The sequence below is a fragment of the Ruegeria alba genome (genome assembly GCF_022321465.1).
GTDB classification, from domain to species: Bacteria; Pseudomonadota; Alphaproteobacteria; order Rhodobacterales; family Rhodobacteraceae; genus Ruegeria_B; species Ruegeria_B alba.
The window spans coordinates 23407-37481 of sequence record NZ_JAKOEM010000017.1 but is presented as its reverse complement, the minus strand read 5'-3'; the positions used below and the strand labels follow the sequence as shown (position 1 = coordinate 37481).

Sequence of the window (14075 nt, the reverse complement as noted above, 5' to 3'; positions counted from 1 at the left end):
GCCTCATGCGGACTGCCCTTGCCCTTTTGGCCCTGACCCTCGCCGCGCCGCTGGCCGCCGAGGAAATCTGGGTCACCAATGAAAAGGACGACACGATCAGCGTGATCGACGTCGCCACGCTCGAGGTGGTGCGCACCATCGCCACCGGCGAGCGGCCGCGCGGCATCACCTTTTCCCACGATTTCAGCCGGGTCTATATCTGTGCCTCGGACAGCGACACGGTGCAGGTGATGGACCCCGAGACGGGTGAGATCCTGCATGACCTGCCTTCGGGCGAAGACCCCGAGCAATTTGTCCTGCATCCCAATGACCGGCATCTCTATATCGCCAACGAGGATGACGCGATCACCACCGTGGTCGATACCGAAACCCGCCGGGTCATCGCCCAGATCGACGTGGGCATCGAACCCGAGGGCATGGCGGTCAGCCCCGATGGCCGCATCGCCATCACCACGTCCGAGACCACCAACATGGCGCATTGGATCGACACCGAGACGCGGCAGCTTTTTGCCAATACGCTGGTCGATGCCCGCCCGCGCCACGCAGAATTCGTGCATGACGGGGCCGAGCTGTGGGTCAGTTCCGAGATCGGTGGCACCGTGACCGTGTTCGACGTGGCCACGCAGGCCGACAAGGCCAAGATCGCCTTCGAGGTCAAGGGCGTGCATCCCGACCGGGTGCAGCCGGTCGGGTTCGAGCTGACGGCGGATGAGAAAACCGCCTTTGTCGCGCTTGGCCCCTCGAACCATGTGGCGGTGGTGGATACCGCCACCTATGAGGTGGTCGATTACATCCTTGTGGGCCGCCGGGTCTGGCACATGGCCTTCAACAGCGACAAGTCGCTCTTGTTCACCACCAACGGTGTCTCGGGCGACGTGACGGTGATCGACGTGGCCCGCCGCGAGGCGATCAAATCCATCAAGGTCGGGCGCTTCCCCTGGGGCGCCGCCCTGCGCCCGTGATAGGAAAGGACACATGATGCTGAAACCCTGTCTTGCCGCCCTTCTGGTTGCGGCCCTGCCCCTGACCGCACAGGCCGATGGCGATGACGGTCGGCTGGGACTGGCCGGGCTGCTCTCGGCCAAGAACAAGGAAGACCTGCCGCCGATCATCCTGTCGGCCGGGATGCCGCTGGCCGATGCGCCCTGGGTGCTGCAATCGGGCACCTATTACGAGTTCGAGATCCAGGGCGACGGCAGCCAGGAGCTGGCGCTGGTGGGGCCTGAGTTCTTTCGCGCCATCTGGATCGACGAGATCGTGGTCGAAGGGCTGGAGATCCGGCCGCTGGGCCTCGACTCGGTCGAATTCGACGAGGCCGGCGAGATGGAGATAGGCTTTGTCGCGATCAAGCCGGGCCGCTATTACCTGAAGGTACCGGGCAGCACCGGCGAAACCCAGCGGTTGGAGATCACCATCAAGTGACAGGGCTAAGCGTCCGAAATCTCGACTATTCCTATGGCAGCCGCAAGGCGCTCGACGCAGTCAGCTTTGACGTGGCGCCGGGCCGGTTTGCGGCGTTGCTGGGGCCCAATGGTGCGGGAAAATCGACGCTGTTCTCCTTGCTGACCCGGCTTTTCACCACACGTTCGGGCCAGATCTCGGTCGCCGGGCATGACCTGTCTAAGAATCCGCGCGCGGCGCTGGCGCGGATCGGGGTCGTGTTCCAGCAGCCGACGCTGGATCTGGATCTGAGCGTGATGCGCAACCTGACCTATTTCGCCGCCCTGCACGGGCTGTCGGGGCGCACCGCGCAAACCCGGATCGCCGCGGCGCTGGAGCGGCTCGACCTGAGCGACCGCGCCCACGAGCGCGCCCGCGACCTGAATGGCGGCCACCGGCGCCGGACCGAGATTGCGCGCGCCCTGATCCACGCCCCCTCGGTGCTGCTGCTCGACGAACCCACCGTGGGGCTGGACGCGGCCAGCCGCAAGGCGATCACCGACCATGTGCATGCGCTGTCGCGCGAGCGGGGGCTGACCGTGCTCTGGGCCACCCATCTGACCGACGAGATCGAGGATGACGACCAGTTGCTGATCCTGCATCGCGGGCGGCTGTTGCAGGACGGCACCGCGGGCACGCTGCGCGGGGCGCTGCCCCTGCGCGAGCATTTCCTGTCCCAGACATCCGACCGGATCGGGGAACGGGCATGAATGCCGCGCTGATCGCCCTGCGCGCCATCGTCCTGCGCGAGGCGCTGCGCTTTGTCCGCCAGCGGGGGCGGTTCGTCGCGGCGCTGGTGCGACCGCTGATCTGGCTGCTGGTCTTTGCCGCCGGGTTTCGCGCCGCGCTGGGCCTGTCGATCACACCGCCCTATCAGACCTATATCACTTACGAGGTCTATATCGTGCCGGGCCTCTGCGGCATGATTGCCCTGTTCAACGGCATGCAATCCAGCCTCAGCCTGGTCTATGACCGCGAGATGGGCTCGATGCGGCTGCTCTTGACCTCGCCCCTGCCGCGCTGGTGGCTCCTGTTCTGCCGGCTGCTCGCCTCGACCGCCATTTCGATCCTGCAAACCTATTGCTTTCTGGCAGTGGCGGCGGCCTTTGGCATCCAGCTTCCGGTCTGGGGTTATGTGGCGGTGCTGCCGGCGCTGGTGGTTGCGGGCATCATGTTGGGCGCGCTGGGGCTGGCGCTGTCCTCGCTGATCCGGCAGCTGGAGAATTTCGCGGGCGTGATGAACTTTGTCATCTTTCCGATGTTCTTTTTGTCCACCGCGCTCTACCCGCTGTGGAAGATGGCCGAAAGCTCGACCCTTTTGCGCGATATCTGCGCGGTGAACCCGTTCACCCATGCGGTCGAACTGATCCGCTTTGCGCTCTACGGCCAGTTCAACGGACCCGCGCTGGGCTGGACGGTACTGGCGGGGGCGGTGTTTCTGGGGCTGGCCTTTTGGGGGTATGACCCGGCGCGCGGCCTACTGCGGCGCAAGGGCTGATCGGCCCGCCTTCGACCAAAGAACAAGGGAAAACCGCTCCAGCGCTTGCTAAGACTGCGGCAGGAAACGCGCGCTTGCACCCGCCCCGGCGGGGACCTCATTCAGGAGTGAGAAATGAGACCTGTTTCCTATGCGCTGGCGCTGATGATGGCGGCTTCGCCCGCCCTGGCCGACACCAAATTCGAACAGATCAAGATCGAGGCCGGCGCGGCGCTCTATGATGCCGAATGCCGGCGCTGCCATGCCTCGGACACTGATCACGAGAGCTATGGCCCACCGCTGGAAAACGTGCTGGGGCGCGGGGCCGGTACCTATCCCGACTATGATTATTCCATCGCGCTCGAGGCCTCGGGCATCGTCTGGACGCCTGCGGCGCTGCGCGCCTGGATGGAGGACAATACCGGCTTCATGCCAGGCACCAAGATGCGCCATGTCGGGATCGAGGACCGCACCGTGCAGGATTTCATTCTTGCCTATCTGGCCAGCCTCAGCACCCGCGACCCCAAGAAGATCTCGGACTAACCCCGGAACCCGGCGCCGGAGGGGGTATCCGGCGCCGGAAAGAGATGCTATTTTAAGATTTATAATCAATTTCTTACGAAACAAACCTTCAGCGAAAGATGAATCCGCGCCGTGCACACCGCACAGCGCGATCTTGGTCTGGTCATCCCCCTCCGGAAGGCCTCAGGTTGACCCTACGACCTTTGTTCAATTTCGCGCGAGCGGCTTCGTTCCAATAATACCGCTCAGCCAAAAACCCGCGGTTTGGGGTGGTTCGGCTTGGAGAGGATGCAAGGGAGGAAACCGATGAACAAGATCATCATGGCCGCAGTGGCGGGCCTGGTCGCGACAGCGGGCTGGCACAGCACCGCGCTGGCGGCCGGTGTCACCGAAGAGGACCTGGCCAATGACACGGCCAACACGTCCAGCGTATTGACCAACGGCATGGGCCGGCATTTGCAGCGCTACAGCCCGCTGGACATTCTGAACAAGGACAACGTCAAGAACCTGATGCCCGCCTGGGCCTTCAGCCTGGGTGGAGAGAAACAGCGCGGGCAGGAAACCCAGCCGCTGGTCCATGACGGCGTGATGTATATCACCGGCTCGTACAGCAGGCTCTATGCCATCGACGTCAATACCGGCGAGGAGCTTTGGCAGTACGATGCCCGTCTGCCCGAAGGTATCCTGCCCTGCTGCGACGTGATCAACCGCGGTGCGGCCATTTATGGCGACAAGATCTATTTCGGCACCCTTGATGCGCGGATCGTGGCGCTGGACGCCAAATCCGGCGACGTGGTCTGGAACAAGAAGATCGCCGATTACAAGGCAGGCTACTCCTATACCGCCGCGCCGCTGATCGTGAAGGGGCTGGTGATCACCGGCAACTCGGGCGGTGAGTTCGGCATCGTGGGCGAGGTGCAGGCGCGCGACGCCGAGACCGGCGAGATGGTCTGGACCCGGCCCGTGATCGAAGGCCACATGGGCACCTTCAAAGGCGAAGAAAGCACCATGACCGGCACGCTGAACGCGACCTGGCCGGGCGACATGTGGAAGACCGGCGGCGGCGCCACCTGGCTGGGCGGCTCCTATGACGCCGAGACCGATACGCTGGTCTTTGGCGCGGGCAACCCCGCCCCCTGGAACAGCTGGCTGCGCGATGCCGGTCAGAACAACGATGGTTCGGGCGACAACCTCTATGCCGCCTCGCGCATCGGCATCAATCCCGACAATGGCGAGATCAAGTGGCATTTCCAGACCACCCCGCGCGAAGGCTGGGACTATGACGGTGTGAACGAGGTCGTGGCCTATACCGACCGCGACGGCAACAAGCGCTGGGCCACCGCCGACCGCAACGGGTTCTTCTATGTGCTGAACCGCGAGGACGGCAAGTTCGTGCGCGGCGTGCCGTTCGTCAAGGATATCACCTGGGCCTCCGGCCTGGATGAGAACGGCCGCCCGATCTTCAACGAGGACAACCGTCCGGGCGACCCGGCAGCGGCGGCCGATGGCGCCAAGGGCGAGGTGATCTTTGCCTCTCCCTCTTTCCTGGGCGGCAAGAACTGGATGCCGATGGCCTTCAGCCAGAAGACCGGCAATTTCTACGTGCCCTCGAACGAATGGGGCATGGATATCTGGAACGAGCCGATCACCTACAAGAAGGGCGCGGCCTACCTGGGCGCGGGCTTCACCATCAAGCCGAACTATGAGGACCATATCGGCAGCCTCAAGGCGATCGATCCCGATACCGGCGAGTTGAAATGGGAGTTCAAGAACGACGCCCCGCTTTGGGGTGGCGTGATGACCACCGCCGGCGGGCTGGTGTTCACCGGTACGCCCGAGGGCAAGTTCATCGCCTTTGACGACGAAACCGGCGAGGTCCTGTGGTCGTTCCAGACCGGTTCGGGCATCGTCGGCCAGCCCGTCACCTGGGAGATGGGCGGCGAGCAATATGTCTCGGTCATCTCCGGCTGGGGTGGCGCTGTGCCTCTCTGGGGTGGAGAGGTTGCCAAGAAGGTGAACTATCTCAACCAGGGCGGCACGCTCTGGACCTTCAAGCTGCCCAAGCAGCTGGCCGCCGCGAACTGACGGCATCGCCATTGACGCAAACGCGCGCCCCCCGGGCGCGCGTTTTTTTTGCTTGCCGTTTTCCCAGGGAAAACGGCTCGGAAAACAATGTTTTCCGGCCCGGAATTCTTGCAGAATTCCGCCATCGCCCGATGGTAGGACCCGGTATTAGACCTTTGGCCAATGGCGTTTCGCCGCACCCGCGTTACAGTTGTAGCATGAACAAAACTATGGATCGGATCATGCAGACCCAGGCAGGGACATCGCCGGCGCAGCCGCTTCGCTCCGCCCTTATCGTCGACGATCACCCGCTGTTCTGTGATGCCCTGTCGATGACCCTGCAAGCCGTGTCCGGTATCCGTACCGTGCAGACGCTGGCCCGGCTCGAGGAGGCGCTGGACTGGCTTGGCAACCACCCTGCCCCCGACCTGGTCATCCTCGACCTCAACCTGCCCGATGTCGAAGGGCTCGACGGGCTGGTCCGCATCCGCACCGCCGCCCGCGCCCCGGTCATCGTGGTTTCTTCCATGGCCGACAACCGGGTCATTTCGGGCGTGATCCAGGCAGGCGCGGCCGGTTTCGTGCCCAAGCATTCGCAGCGCGAAGTGTTTCGCACCGCAATCGAAACCGTCTCGACCGGCGCCGTCTTCACCCCCGAAGGCTTTGTCGATATCGCCAGTGATGGGGGCGACGGGCCCGAGATCGAGGATGCGCTGGCCCGCCTCTCGGCGCTGACCAACCAGCAGGCCCGCATCCTGCAACTGGTCTGCGAGGGCAAGCTCAACAAGCAGATCGCCTATGACCTGTCGATCGCCGAAACGACGGTCAAGGCGCATGTCACCGCCATCATGCGCAAGCTCGGGGTGCAAAGCCGCACCCAGGCGGTGCTGATCGCCAAAAAGACCAGTTTCTCGAGTTTCTTGCCAGAGGCGCAGAAACAGGCATAACCTGCCAGTCGGGAGAAAAGGGAGGAGCGCTTGGACCTCAGTCTGGGTCCGATCCGCGCGGCACAGGCCGCGCCTCAGGTGTTGTGCACCGCCTCGGTGCACCACGACCATCCGCATGCCGTCGAGGCCTTGGCCGAAGCATTGGGTCCGGTCGAACTGGAACTGCTGCTGCTGATGGCTTCACCCCAGGCGGATATCCCGGCCCTTCTGGCCCGCGCCGCATTGGTTCTGCCAGGCACCCGGATTGTCGGCTGCACCACGGCAGGCGAAATTTCGGCCGCCGGCTATACCGAGGGAGAGATTGTCGCCATCGGCATGCCTCGGGCCTATTTCAAGGCGCAGACGATGCTGGTCCCCGATCTCCTGGACTATGATCCCCAGGCCCTGATCGACCGGATGATCCAGACCCGCAACGATCTGGCCGTTGCCCAGCCCGACTGGGGACACGAGTTCAATTTTCTGCTGATCGACGGCTTGTCAACGCTCGAGGACCGGCTGGTCTCGGATCTGGCCATCGGGCTTGGGCCGGTACCGCTGTTTGGTGGATCGGCGGGCGATGGCGAACGGTTCGGTGCCACGTTCGTATTCCACGAAGGCCGCGCCCACAGCAACGCCGCGGTGCTGATGCAGGTCCGAACCCGCTGCCCGATCCAGGTGTTCAAGACGGACCACCTGTCGCCCACCGAACAACGCATGGTGGTCACCGGCGCCAATCCCGACCGGCGGCTGGTGCACGAGCTCAACGCCGAACCGGCCGCGCGCGAATATGCGCGCATTCTGGGCAAGGATCCCGAACAACTCACCACCTTTACCTTTGCAGCCCACCCGGTCGTGGTCCGGATCGGGGGCCAGCATCACGTGCGCTCGATCCAGCGGGTGGCCGAGAATGGCGACCTGGTATTCTTCTCCGCGATCGACGAGGGGCTGGTGCTGACCCTGGCCGAGGCGCGCGACATGCGCGATCATCTGCGCGAGGAACTGTCGCGCCTTTCGACCGATGGTCCGCCCGCGGTAATCCTGGGGTGCGATTGCCTGTTGCGGCGGATGGAAGCGCAGCAGAAACAGGTTCTGGGTGCGCTGTCAGACATCCTGCGAGAGAATCGTGTTGTCGGTTTCTCGACGTATGGCGAACAGTTCAACTCGATGCATGTGAACCAGACGCTGACCGGCGTGGCCATCTACCCACCCGACGATTTGTGAGGCCCCATGCCGGGATCGCTGCTCAACCCCGCCGACACGCCGGACCGGCAGATCGAGAAGCTGGTCAAGATCAACGCCGCCCTGATGCGCCGTGTGGAACAGGCCACCGACGCCTCTGGCGCGGCCTATGCCCAGTTCGAGCGCGCCGCCCTGCTCGAGGAAGAGGTGCGCAACCGCACCCGCGACCTGGAACGCGCGCTCGACCTTCTCAACGATTCCAACGCCCGCCTGGCCGAGGCCAACCGCGCCACCGAAGAGGCGCGTTCGAACCTGGCCAATGCCATCGAGACGGTGCAGGAGGGGTTTGCCCTCTTCGATCCCGACGAGCGGCTGGTCATGTGCAACTCGCGCTTTGGCCTGCATATGCCTGATATCCGAGACCGTTTCCGCCCCGGCATCACCTTTCGCCAATATGTCGATCTGGTCAGCGGCTCGCGCTATCTGTCCCTGCCGGAAAACAAGACACCGCGCGACTGGGCGGCACAGCGGATGCGGCGGCACACCGACGATCATGTCATCTTCAACGTCCGCATGGTCGGCAGCCGCTGGGTTCAGGTCAGCGAGCATCGCACCCCCGATGGCGGCACCGTGATCCTGCAAACCGATGTCAGCGACATCATGCGGCTGGAGCGGCAGGAGCGCGACCGGATGCTGGACGATCAGGCCCGGCTGATCCGCGCCACGCTGGAACATCTCGATCAGGGCGTGTGCATCTTCGACAATCAGGGCCGGCTGGCGGGCTGGAACCAGCGGGTGGGGGAAATGCTGTCGATCCCGGCCCGGCGCTTTTCGATGGGGGTGCGGTTTTTCTCGCTGTTCGAAGGCTTTACCCGCAACGCCTCATATTCGAACGGCATCACCGAGGAAACCATCCGTGCCTGGATCACCGCCACCGACGGCCGCCCGCCGATCGGGTTCGAGATCCGCCAGGGCGAGAACAAGACCCTCTCGGTGCATGCCCAGGAGATGCCGGACCGTGGTTTCGTGATCTCGTTCAGCGACGTGTCCGCAGAACGCGCCGCCGTGCGCGCGATCCGGCAAGCCAACGAATTGCTCGAGGCGCGGGTGGCCGAACGCACCCTGGAACTGGCAGACGCCCTGTCCGAGGCCGAGCGCGCCAATGCCTCGAAATCGCGCTTTGTCGCGGCGGCCAGCCACGATCTGCTTCAGCCCCTTTCGGCGGCCAAGCTCTACATGGCCTCGATCGAGCCGGGTCAGGACCCCACCCAGATTCACCAGATCGCCGACAAGGCCCGGCGCTCGCTCGACAGTGTCGAGACCATTCTCGAGGCGCTGCTGGATATCTCGACCCTCGATTCCGGCAAGGCCGAAGTGCATCGTGCCCCGGTGCCGCTGGGGGTGATCCTGGCACAACTGGCCGAGGAGCTGGGCCCCACCGCCCGCGCCAAGGGGCTGGAGTTGCGGGTGATCCCTTCGGGCGCGGTGGTGCTGTCGGACGCTACCTATTTGCGCCGCATCGCGCAGAACCTGATCGTCAATGCCATTCGGTATACCCGCAAGGGCAAGATCGTGGTGGGGGTAAGGCGGCGGGGCAAATCGGTGCGGCTCGAGGTATGGGATACCGGACCGGGCATTGCCGCCGAACAGCGTGACATCATCTTTCGCGAATTCCAGCGGCTCGACGCCGCCGCCTCTGCCGCCGAGGGGATGGGGCTGGGTCTGGCCATTGTCGAGCGGGCCTGCGCCTTGCTTGGCCATCCGCTCGATCTGGTTTCGACCGTGGGGCGCGGCTCGGGGTTTCTGGTCGAATTGTCGGTGGCGCCGACACCGGATTTCACCAGTTTCCGCCGCACCTCCGGCCCTGCACTGGCTCCGTCGGGGCTGAACGGCCTGATCGTGCTGCTGGTCGAGAACGATGCCGAATTGCGCAACGCGCTGACCATCGCGATGGAAGCCTGGGATGTCTGTGTCCTGCCCTCCGCCTCGATCGCCGAGGCGCTGGCGCTGATCGACGACGAAGGCATTCAGCCCGATGCGGTGATCGCCGATCTGCAACTGGACCGGGGCGAGATGGGGACCGTGCTGCTCAACATGATCCGTACCCGTCTGGGGCCGGTACCGTCATGCATCATCACCGCCTCGCGCTCTCCGGCGGTGATCGACATCTGCGTGCAACAGGGCTGGGAGCTGTTTCACAAGCCGATCGCGGCCGAAACCCTGCGCGGATTTCTGTCCGGGGCCACCGCCAGCACATCCTGACCGGCATTCGACCAAAGGAGCATTTGCCAGTCCGGTCCCACGGGGTAGGCTGACCGATAAGACAATCAGCCAGTGGAGGTGAAAAATGGCTTGGAAGGCTCCGAAGCTTCGTGAAGTGAACTGCGGCATGGAAATCAACATGTACGCCCCGGCAGAGGATGAAGGCGGTCGCGGCACCGACCCGATCCTGTAACCACGACCCCGCCGCGGAGGCCCGAAGATGAAGATCGTCGTTCTGGGTGCCGCGGCCGGTGGGGGCCTGCCGCAATGGAATTGCGGCTGCGTCAATTGCAACGATGCGCGTGCCGGGCGACTCAGGTCGTCCGGCCAGTCGTCGTTGGCGGTCTCGGCGGACGGGTCGCAATGGTCGATCCTGAATGCCTCGCCCGATATCCGCCAGCAGATGCAGGACAGGCCCGTGCTGCACCCGCAAGGCCTGCGCGGCTCGCCCGTGGCCTCGGTGCTGGTGACCAATGGCGATATCGACCATATCGCCGGGCTGTTGTCGCTGCGCGAGCAGACGCCGTTTGATCTGTTTGCCACTGCCGGTATTCACGAGGTTCTGGAGGGCAACCGTATCTTTGACGCACTGGCCCGCGACAAGGTCGCCCGCCGCCGCGTCGCTCTGGACACGCCCTTTGCGCTGCATGACGGGCTGGACGCCATGCTGTTCGCTGTGCCCGGCAAGGTGCCTCTGTTCATGGAGGGCGAGACCGTCGATACCGGGTTGATCGGCGAACAGACGGTTGGCGTGCGCCTCAGCGACGGGCGCAGCATCGCCTATTACATCCCCGGCTGCGCCCATGTGCCCGACGATCTGCTGGCCCGGCTGTCGGATGCGGATCATCTGCTGTTCGACGGCACGCTCTGGGACGATGACGAGATGATCCGCAGCGGCACCGGCATCAAGACCGGGCGTCGCATGGGACATATCCCGATCTCGGGCCCCGATGGCTCGATGGTCCGGCTCACCGGGCTGGCCGCGGACAAGACCTATATCCATATCAACAACACCAATCCGGTCTGGCGCGAGGACGGCGCGGAACGCGCCGAAGTGGCGCGGCAGGGCTGGCAGGTGGCCCATGACGGATTGGAGATCGTGCTATGAGCCGCAAAGACCTTGAGGCCCGGCTGCGCGCAATCGGCGCCGAACGCTATCACGACAAGCACCCGTTCCATCACAAGCTGCATGGCGGCGACTGCACCCCCGACCAGGTGCGTGCCTGGGTGATCAACCGCTGGGCCTATCAGGCGGCGATCCCGATGAAGGACGCGGCCTTTCTGTCACGCTGTGCCGATCCCGATATCCGCCGCGCCTGGCGCTCGCGGATCGAGGATCACGATGGCGGGGTCGACAGCGGCGGCGGGCTGCGGCGCTGGCTGAAACTGGCCGAGGCAGTGGGGCTCGACCCCGACTACGTGGCCTCGGGGCGCGGTATCCTCCCCGCCACCCGCTTTGCGGTCGAGGCCTATATCCACTATGTCCGCGAACAACCTTTGTTGCAGGCGGTGGCCTCGTCCCTGACAGAGCTGTTCGCGCCGAAAATCCACGAGAACCGGATCGAGGGGCTGCTCAGGCACTATGATTTCGCCGACGACACCAGCCTGAGTTACTTCCGCAAACGCCTGACCGAGGCGCCGCGCGACGTGGCTTATGGGCTGGGCTGGGTGCTGGACCACGCGGATACGCCCGAGAAGGCCGACATGGCCTGCGCGGCGCTGATCTTCAAGACGGATGTGCTCTGGGCGCAGCTCGACGCGCTCTGGGGCGCATATGTGGACGGCCATGTGCCCCCCGGCGCATGGCGCCCCGGCGAGGGCATGGCATGACCCTGGCGCTGGCCCCCACCGACCGCCCCTATCTGCCGCGCGGCGTGCGGCTGGTGGCGGACCGGGTGCGCGGCGGCCTTGTGCTGCTGGCGCCGGAAAAGGCGGTGGCGCTGGATGCGGTGGGCGAGGCGATCCTGTCGCGCGTGGACGGGCAGACCAGCCTGGCGGCGCTGGTCGATCAGCTGGCGGCCGCCTATGACGCGCCCCGGATGCAGATCGAGCAGGATGTGCAGGCCTTTCTGCAAGGGTTGCGCGCCCGCATGTTCCTGATGGTGTCGCCATGACGGGGGGGCGTTTTCCGGCACGGAAAACGATCCGGAAAACCATTGGTTTTCCGGGCCGGAATTCGTGCCGAATTCCGGCGGCGAGGCGTCCCGCATGAGTGTTCCCGCTCCCATCGCCATGCTGGCCGAGCTGACCCATCGCTGCCCGCTGGCCTGCCCCTATTGCTCGAACCCGCTCGCGCTCCACGGCAAGGAGAACGAGCTGAGCACTGAAACCTGGGCGCGCGCCTTTGGTGAGGCTGCCGAACTGGGTGTATTGCAGCTACATCTCTCTGGCGGCGAACCCGCCTCGCGTCCCGATCTGGTCGATCTGACCCGCGCGGCCCATGAGGCAGGGCTCTATACCAACCTGATCACCAGCGGCATCGGTTTGACCCCCGCGCGGCTCGACGCGCTCGAGGCCGTGGGCCTCGACCATATCCAGCTGTCGCTGCAAGGCACCACGCCCGAACTGGCCGACCGCATCGGCGGCTACAAAGGTGGCTTTGCCCGCAAGATGGCGGTGGCCGCCGAGATCAAGGCGCGCGGCATCCCGCTGACCCTGAACGCGGTGATGCATCGCCACAATCTCGACGATCTGGAACGCACCATCGAATTGGCCATCGAGCTGGGCGCCCGCCGGCTCGAAGTGGCATGCGTGCAGTTCCATGGCTGGGCCACCCGCAACCGCGCCGCGCTGCTGCCCAGCCGCTCCCAGACCGAGGCCGCCAAGCGGATCGTGGCCGAGGCCGAGGCGCGGCTGCGCGGCACGCTCGCCTTCGATTTCGTGCCGCCCGACTATTACGCCGACTATCCAAAGGCCTGCATGGGCGGCTGGGGTTCGGCAGGTTTGAACATCGCGCCCGATGGCACTGTGCTGCCCTGTCACGCGGCCGAGACCATCCCGCATCTCGACTTTGACCGCTTCCCCGACAAATCCCTGCGCGAGATCTGGTATGACGGCGCCGCCTTCAACGCCTATCGCGGCACCGATCACCTGCCCGAGACCTGCCGCAGCTGCGAGCGGGTCGGGATCGACTTTGGCGGCTGCCGCTGCCAAGCGCTGGCGCTGGCCGGCGACGCGGCGGCGACCGATCCTGTCTGCTCGCGCTCACCCGATCACCACAAGGTCACCGCGCTGCTCGAGACCGCGCTGGCCGAGGGGGACGCGGCAGAGTTCACCTATCGCCGGATGCCGCGCAAAGGTTAGGCGCGCGCCATTGCCCGCGCATCCAGCACCGCTTGCGCCCAGTCACGGGGCCGCTCCTGTGGCAAATTGTGGCCCGCACCTTCGAAAACCCGATAGTCGAACGGGCCGGTGAACTGTGTCGCATGCCCCGCGGTTCCGGCGTTCACGCCGTCGCGGTTGCCGTCGATTGCCACCGTCGGCACGCTGATCCTGGGCTGCGCCACCAGCTGCGTCTCGATATGGGCATAGGCCGGATCACCCGGCACCAGGCCGAAGCGGTGGCGATAGGAATGGATCACCACGTCAACAAAGTCCGGGTTGTCGAAGGCGTCCGCCGTGCGGTCGAACTCTGCCGTGCTGAATGCCCATGTGGGCGACCACATGCGCCAGAGCGTTCGGGCCAGCGCGCGGCGGTCCCGTTCCAACCCGCGCCGCCCACGCTCGGAATGAAAGTAGTACTGGTACCAGAAACTTGCCTCGACCTCGGGCGCCTCGGGCTCGCCCGAACGGGGGATGTTCTGGATGTTGTAGGAATTGCCGCTCACCAGCGCCTCGACCCGTTCGGGCCAAAGCGCCGCGACAATGCACGAGGCGCGCCCGCCCCAGTCATAGCCCCCCAGCAGCGCGCGCCCGATCCCCAGCGCATCCATCAGCGCCAGAAGATCGGCGGCCAGCGCCGCCTGCTCGCCCGAGCGGGGCGTGTCGGGCGACAGGAACCGGGTCGGGCCATAGCCGCGCAGCCAGGGCACGATCACCCGCGCCCCCGCCGCCGCCAGCAGCGGCGCGGCCTCGGCATAGGTCTGCACGTCATAGGGAAAGCCATGGCTCAGGATACAGGGCCAGCCATCGGTGGGCCCCGTCTCCAGATAGGTGACCGCGAGCACGCCTGCGGTAACGGTTCGCTGCTGCATCTTCCCTGCCCG

15 protein-coding genes are annotated in these 14075 nt (G+C 65.2%); 14 read left to right on the top strand and 1 reads right to left on the bottom strand.

Annotated features, from left to right (window positions below):
• Positions 1-5 precede the first annotated feature (5 nt).
• The 14 genes from MB818_RS16435 (at position 6) to pqqE (ending at position 13173) form a co-directional block, all read left to right on the top strand.
• Entirely contained in the window at positions 6-962 is a 957-nt protein-coding gene (locus tag MB818_RS16435) for a YVTN family beta-propeller repeat protein (protein ID WP_238905757.1), read from the top strand.
• Positions 963-975: 13 nt separating this feature from the next.
• Entirely contained in the window at positions 976-1422 is a 447-nt protein-coding gene (locus MB818_RS16430) for a hypothetical protein (protein ID WP_439653294.1), read from the top strand.
• A complete protein-coding gene (locus tag MB818_RS16425; RefSeq protein ID WP_238905756.1) occupies positions 1419-2150 on the top strand; it encodes an ABC transporter ATP-binding protein in 732 nt (243 codons plus the stop codon). The genes MB818_RS16430 and MB818_RS16425 overlap by 4 nt, the downstream gene beginning before the upstream one ends.
• Positions 2147-2938 (top strand): ABC transporter permease, encoded by a 792-nt coding sequence (locus MB818_RS16420; protein WP_234137965.1) that lies wholly within the window; start codon positions 2147-2149, stop codon positions 2936-2938. The genes MB818_RS16425 and MB818_RS16420 overlap by 4 nt, the downstream gene beginning before the upstream one ends.
• 114 nt (positions 2939-3052) lie before the next feature.
• On the top strand, positions 3053-3460 hold the full coding sequence (locus MB818_RS16415; protein ID WP_234137964.1) for a c-type cytochrome: 408 nt from the start codon (positions 3053-3055) through the stop codon (positions 3458-3460).
• Positions 3461-3745: 285 nt separating this feature from the next.
• Entirely contained in the window at positions 3746-5524 is a 1779-nt protein-coding gene (locus MB818_RS16410) for a PQQ-dependent methanol/ethanol family dehydrogenase (RefSeq protein WP_234144949.1), read from the top strand.
• Between the two features lie 221 nt (positions 5525-5745).
• A complete protein-coding gene (locus MB818_RS16405; protein WP_234138120.1) occupies positions 5746-6450 on the top strand; it encodes a response regulator in 705 nt (234 codons plus the stop codon).
• A gap of 30 nt (positions 6451-6480) precedes the next feature.
• Positions 6481-7650, top strand: coding sequence for an FIST N-terminal domain-containing protein (locus MB818_RS16400; protein ID WP_234137962.1), 1170 nt, complete (start codon positions 6481-6483; stop codon positions 7648-7650).
• A 6-nt stretch (positions 7651-7656) separates the two neighbouring features.
• Positions 7657-9870, top strand: a complete 2214-nt coding sequence (locus tag MB818_RS16395; RefSeq protein ID WP_234137961.1) for a hybrid sensor histidine kinase/response regulator — start codon at positions 7657-7659, stop codon at positions 9868-9870.
• Positions 9871-9955: 85 nt separating this feature from the next.
• Complete coding sequence (gene pqqA / locus MB818_RS16390) at positions 9956-10063, top strand: pyrroloquinoline quinone precursor peptide PqqA (protein WP_238905754.1); 108 nt, start codon at positions 9956-9958, stop codon at positions 10061-10063.
• 27 nt (positions 10064-10090) lie between these two features.
• Positions 10091-10978 (top strand): pyrroloquinoline quinone biosynthesis protein PqqB, encoded by an 888-nt coding sequence (gene pqqB, locus MB818_RS16385; protein ID WP_238905752.1) that lies wholly within the window; start codon positions 10091-10093, stop codon positions 10976-10978.
• The gene (pqqC, locus tag MB818_RS16380) at positions 10975-11700 is read left to right on the top strand and encodes a pyrroloquinoline-quinone synthase PqqC (RefSeq protein ID WP_234137959.1); all 726 of its coding nucleotides are present in this window, start codon (positions 10975-10977) and stop codon (positions 11698-11700) included. Before pqqB ends, pqqC begins: the two co-directional genes overlap by 4 nt.
• Positions 11697-11984, top strand: a complete 288-nt coding sequence (gene pqqD / locus MB818_RS16375) for a pyrroloquinoline quinone biosynthesis peptide chaperone PqqD (protein WP_238905750.1) — start codon at positions 11697-11699, stop codon at positions 11982-11984. Before pqqC ends, pqqD begins: the two co-directional genes overlap by 4 nt.
• Positions 11985-12078: 94 nt before the next feature.
• Complete coding sequence (pqqE, locus tag MB818_RS16370; protein WP_234137957.1) at positions 12079-13173, top strand: pyrroloquinoline quinone biosynthesis protein PqqE; 1095 nt, start codon at positions 12079-12081, stop codon at positions 13171-13173.
• Here the strand turns inward: pqqE and MB818_RS16365 are convergent.
• Positions 13170-14063 (bottom strand): alpha/beta fold hydrolase, encoded by an 894-nt coding sequence (locus MB818_RS16365; protein WP_234177707.1) that lies wholly within the window; start codon positions 14061-14063, stop codon positions 13170-13172. The genes pqqE and MB818_RS16365 overlap by 4 nt on opposite strands.
• Positions 14064-14075 lie beyond the last annotated feature (12 nt).

What these genes read in the sequence shown, in the direction of transcription:
- MB818_RS16420 (WP_234137965.1), top strand. Translation starts at nt 2,147, where the DNA reads ATGAATGCCGCGCTGATCGCCCTGCGCGCCATCGTCCTGCGCGAGGCG.
- pqqE (WP_234137957.1), top strand. Translation starts at nt 12,079, where the DNA reads ATGAGTGTTCCCGCTCCCATCGCCATGCTGGCCGAGCTGACCCATCGC.
- MB818_RS16430 (WP_439653294.1), top strand. Translation starts at nt 976, where the DNA reads ATGATGCTGAAACCCTGTCTTGCCGCCCTTCTGGTTGCGGCCCTGCCC.
- MB818_RS16395 (WP_234137961.1), top strand. Translation starts at nt 7,657, where the DNA reads ATGCCGGGATCGCTGCTCAACCCCGCCGACACGCCGGACCGGCAGATC.
- pqqB (WP_238905752.1), top strand. Translation starts at nt 10,091, where the DNA reads ATGAAGATCGTCGTTCTGGGTGCCGCGGCCGGTGGGGGCCTGCCGCAA.
- pqqC (WP_234137959.1), top strand. Translation starts at nt 10,975, where the DNA reads ATGAGCCGCAAAGACCTTGAGGCCCGGCTGCGCGCAATCGGCGCCGAA.
- pqqD (WP_238905750.1), top strand. Translation starts at nt 11,697, where the DNA reads ATGACCCTGGCGCTGGCCCCCACCGACCGCCCCTATCTGCCGCGCGGC.
- MB818_RS16435 (WP_238905757.1), top strand. Translation starts at nt 6, where the DNA reads ATGCGGACTGCCCTTGCCCTTTTGGCCCTGACCCTCGCCGCGCCGCTG.
- MB818_RS16405 (WP_234138120.1), top strand. Translation starts at nt 5,746, where the DNA reads ATGCAGACCCAGGCAGGGACATCGCCGGCGCAGCCGCTTCGCTCCGCC.
- MB818_RS16365 (WP_234177707.1), bottom strand. Translation starts at nt 14,063, where the DNA reads ATGCAGCAGCGAACCGTTACCGCAGGCGTGCTCGCGGTCACCTATCTG.
- pqqA (WP_238905754.1), top strand. Translation starts at nt 9,956, where the DNA reads ATGGCTTGGAAGGCTCCGAAGCTTCGTGAAGTGAACTGCGGCATGGAA.
- MB818_RS16410 (WP_234144949.1), top strand. Translation starts at nt 3,746, where the DNA reads ATGAACAAGATCATCATGGCCGCAGTGGCGGGCCTGGTCGCGACAGCG.
- MB818_RS16415 (WP_234137964.1), top strand. Translation starts at nt 3,053, where the DNA reads ATGAGACCTGTTTCCTATGCGCTGGCGCTGATGATGGCGGCTTCGCCC.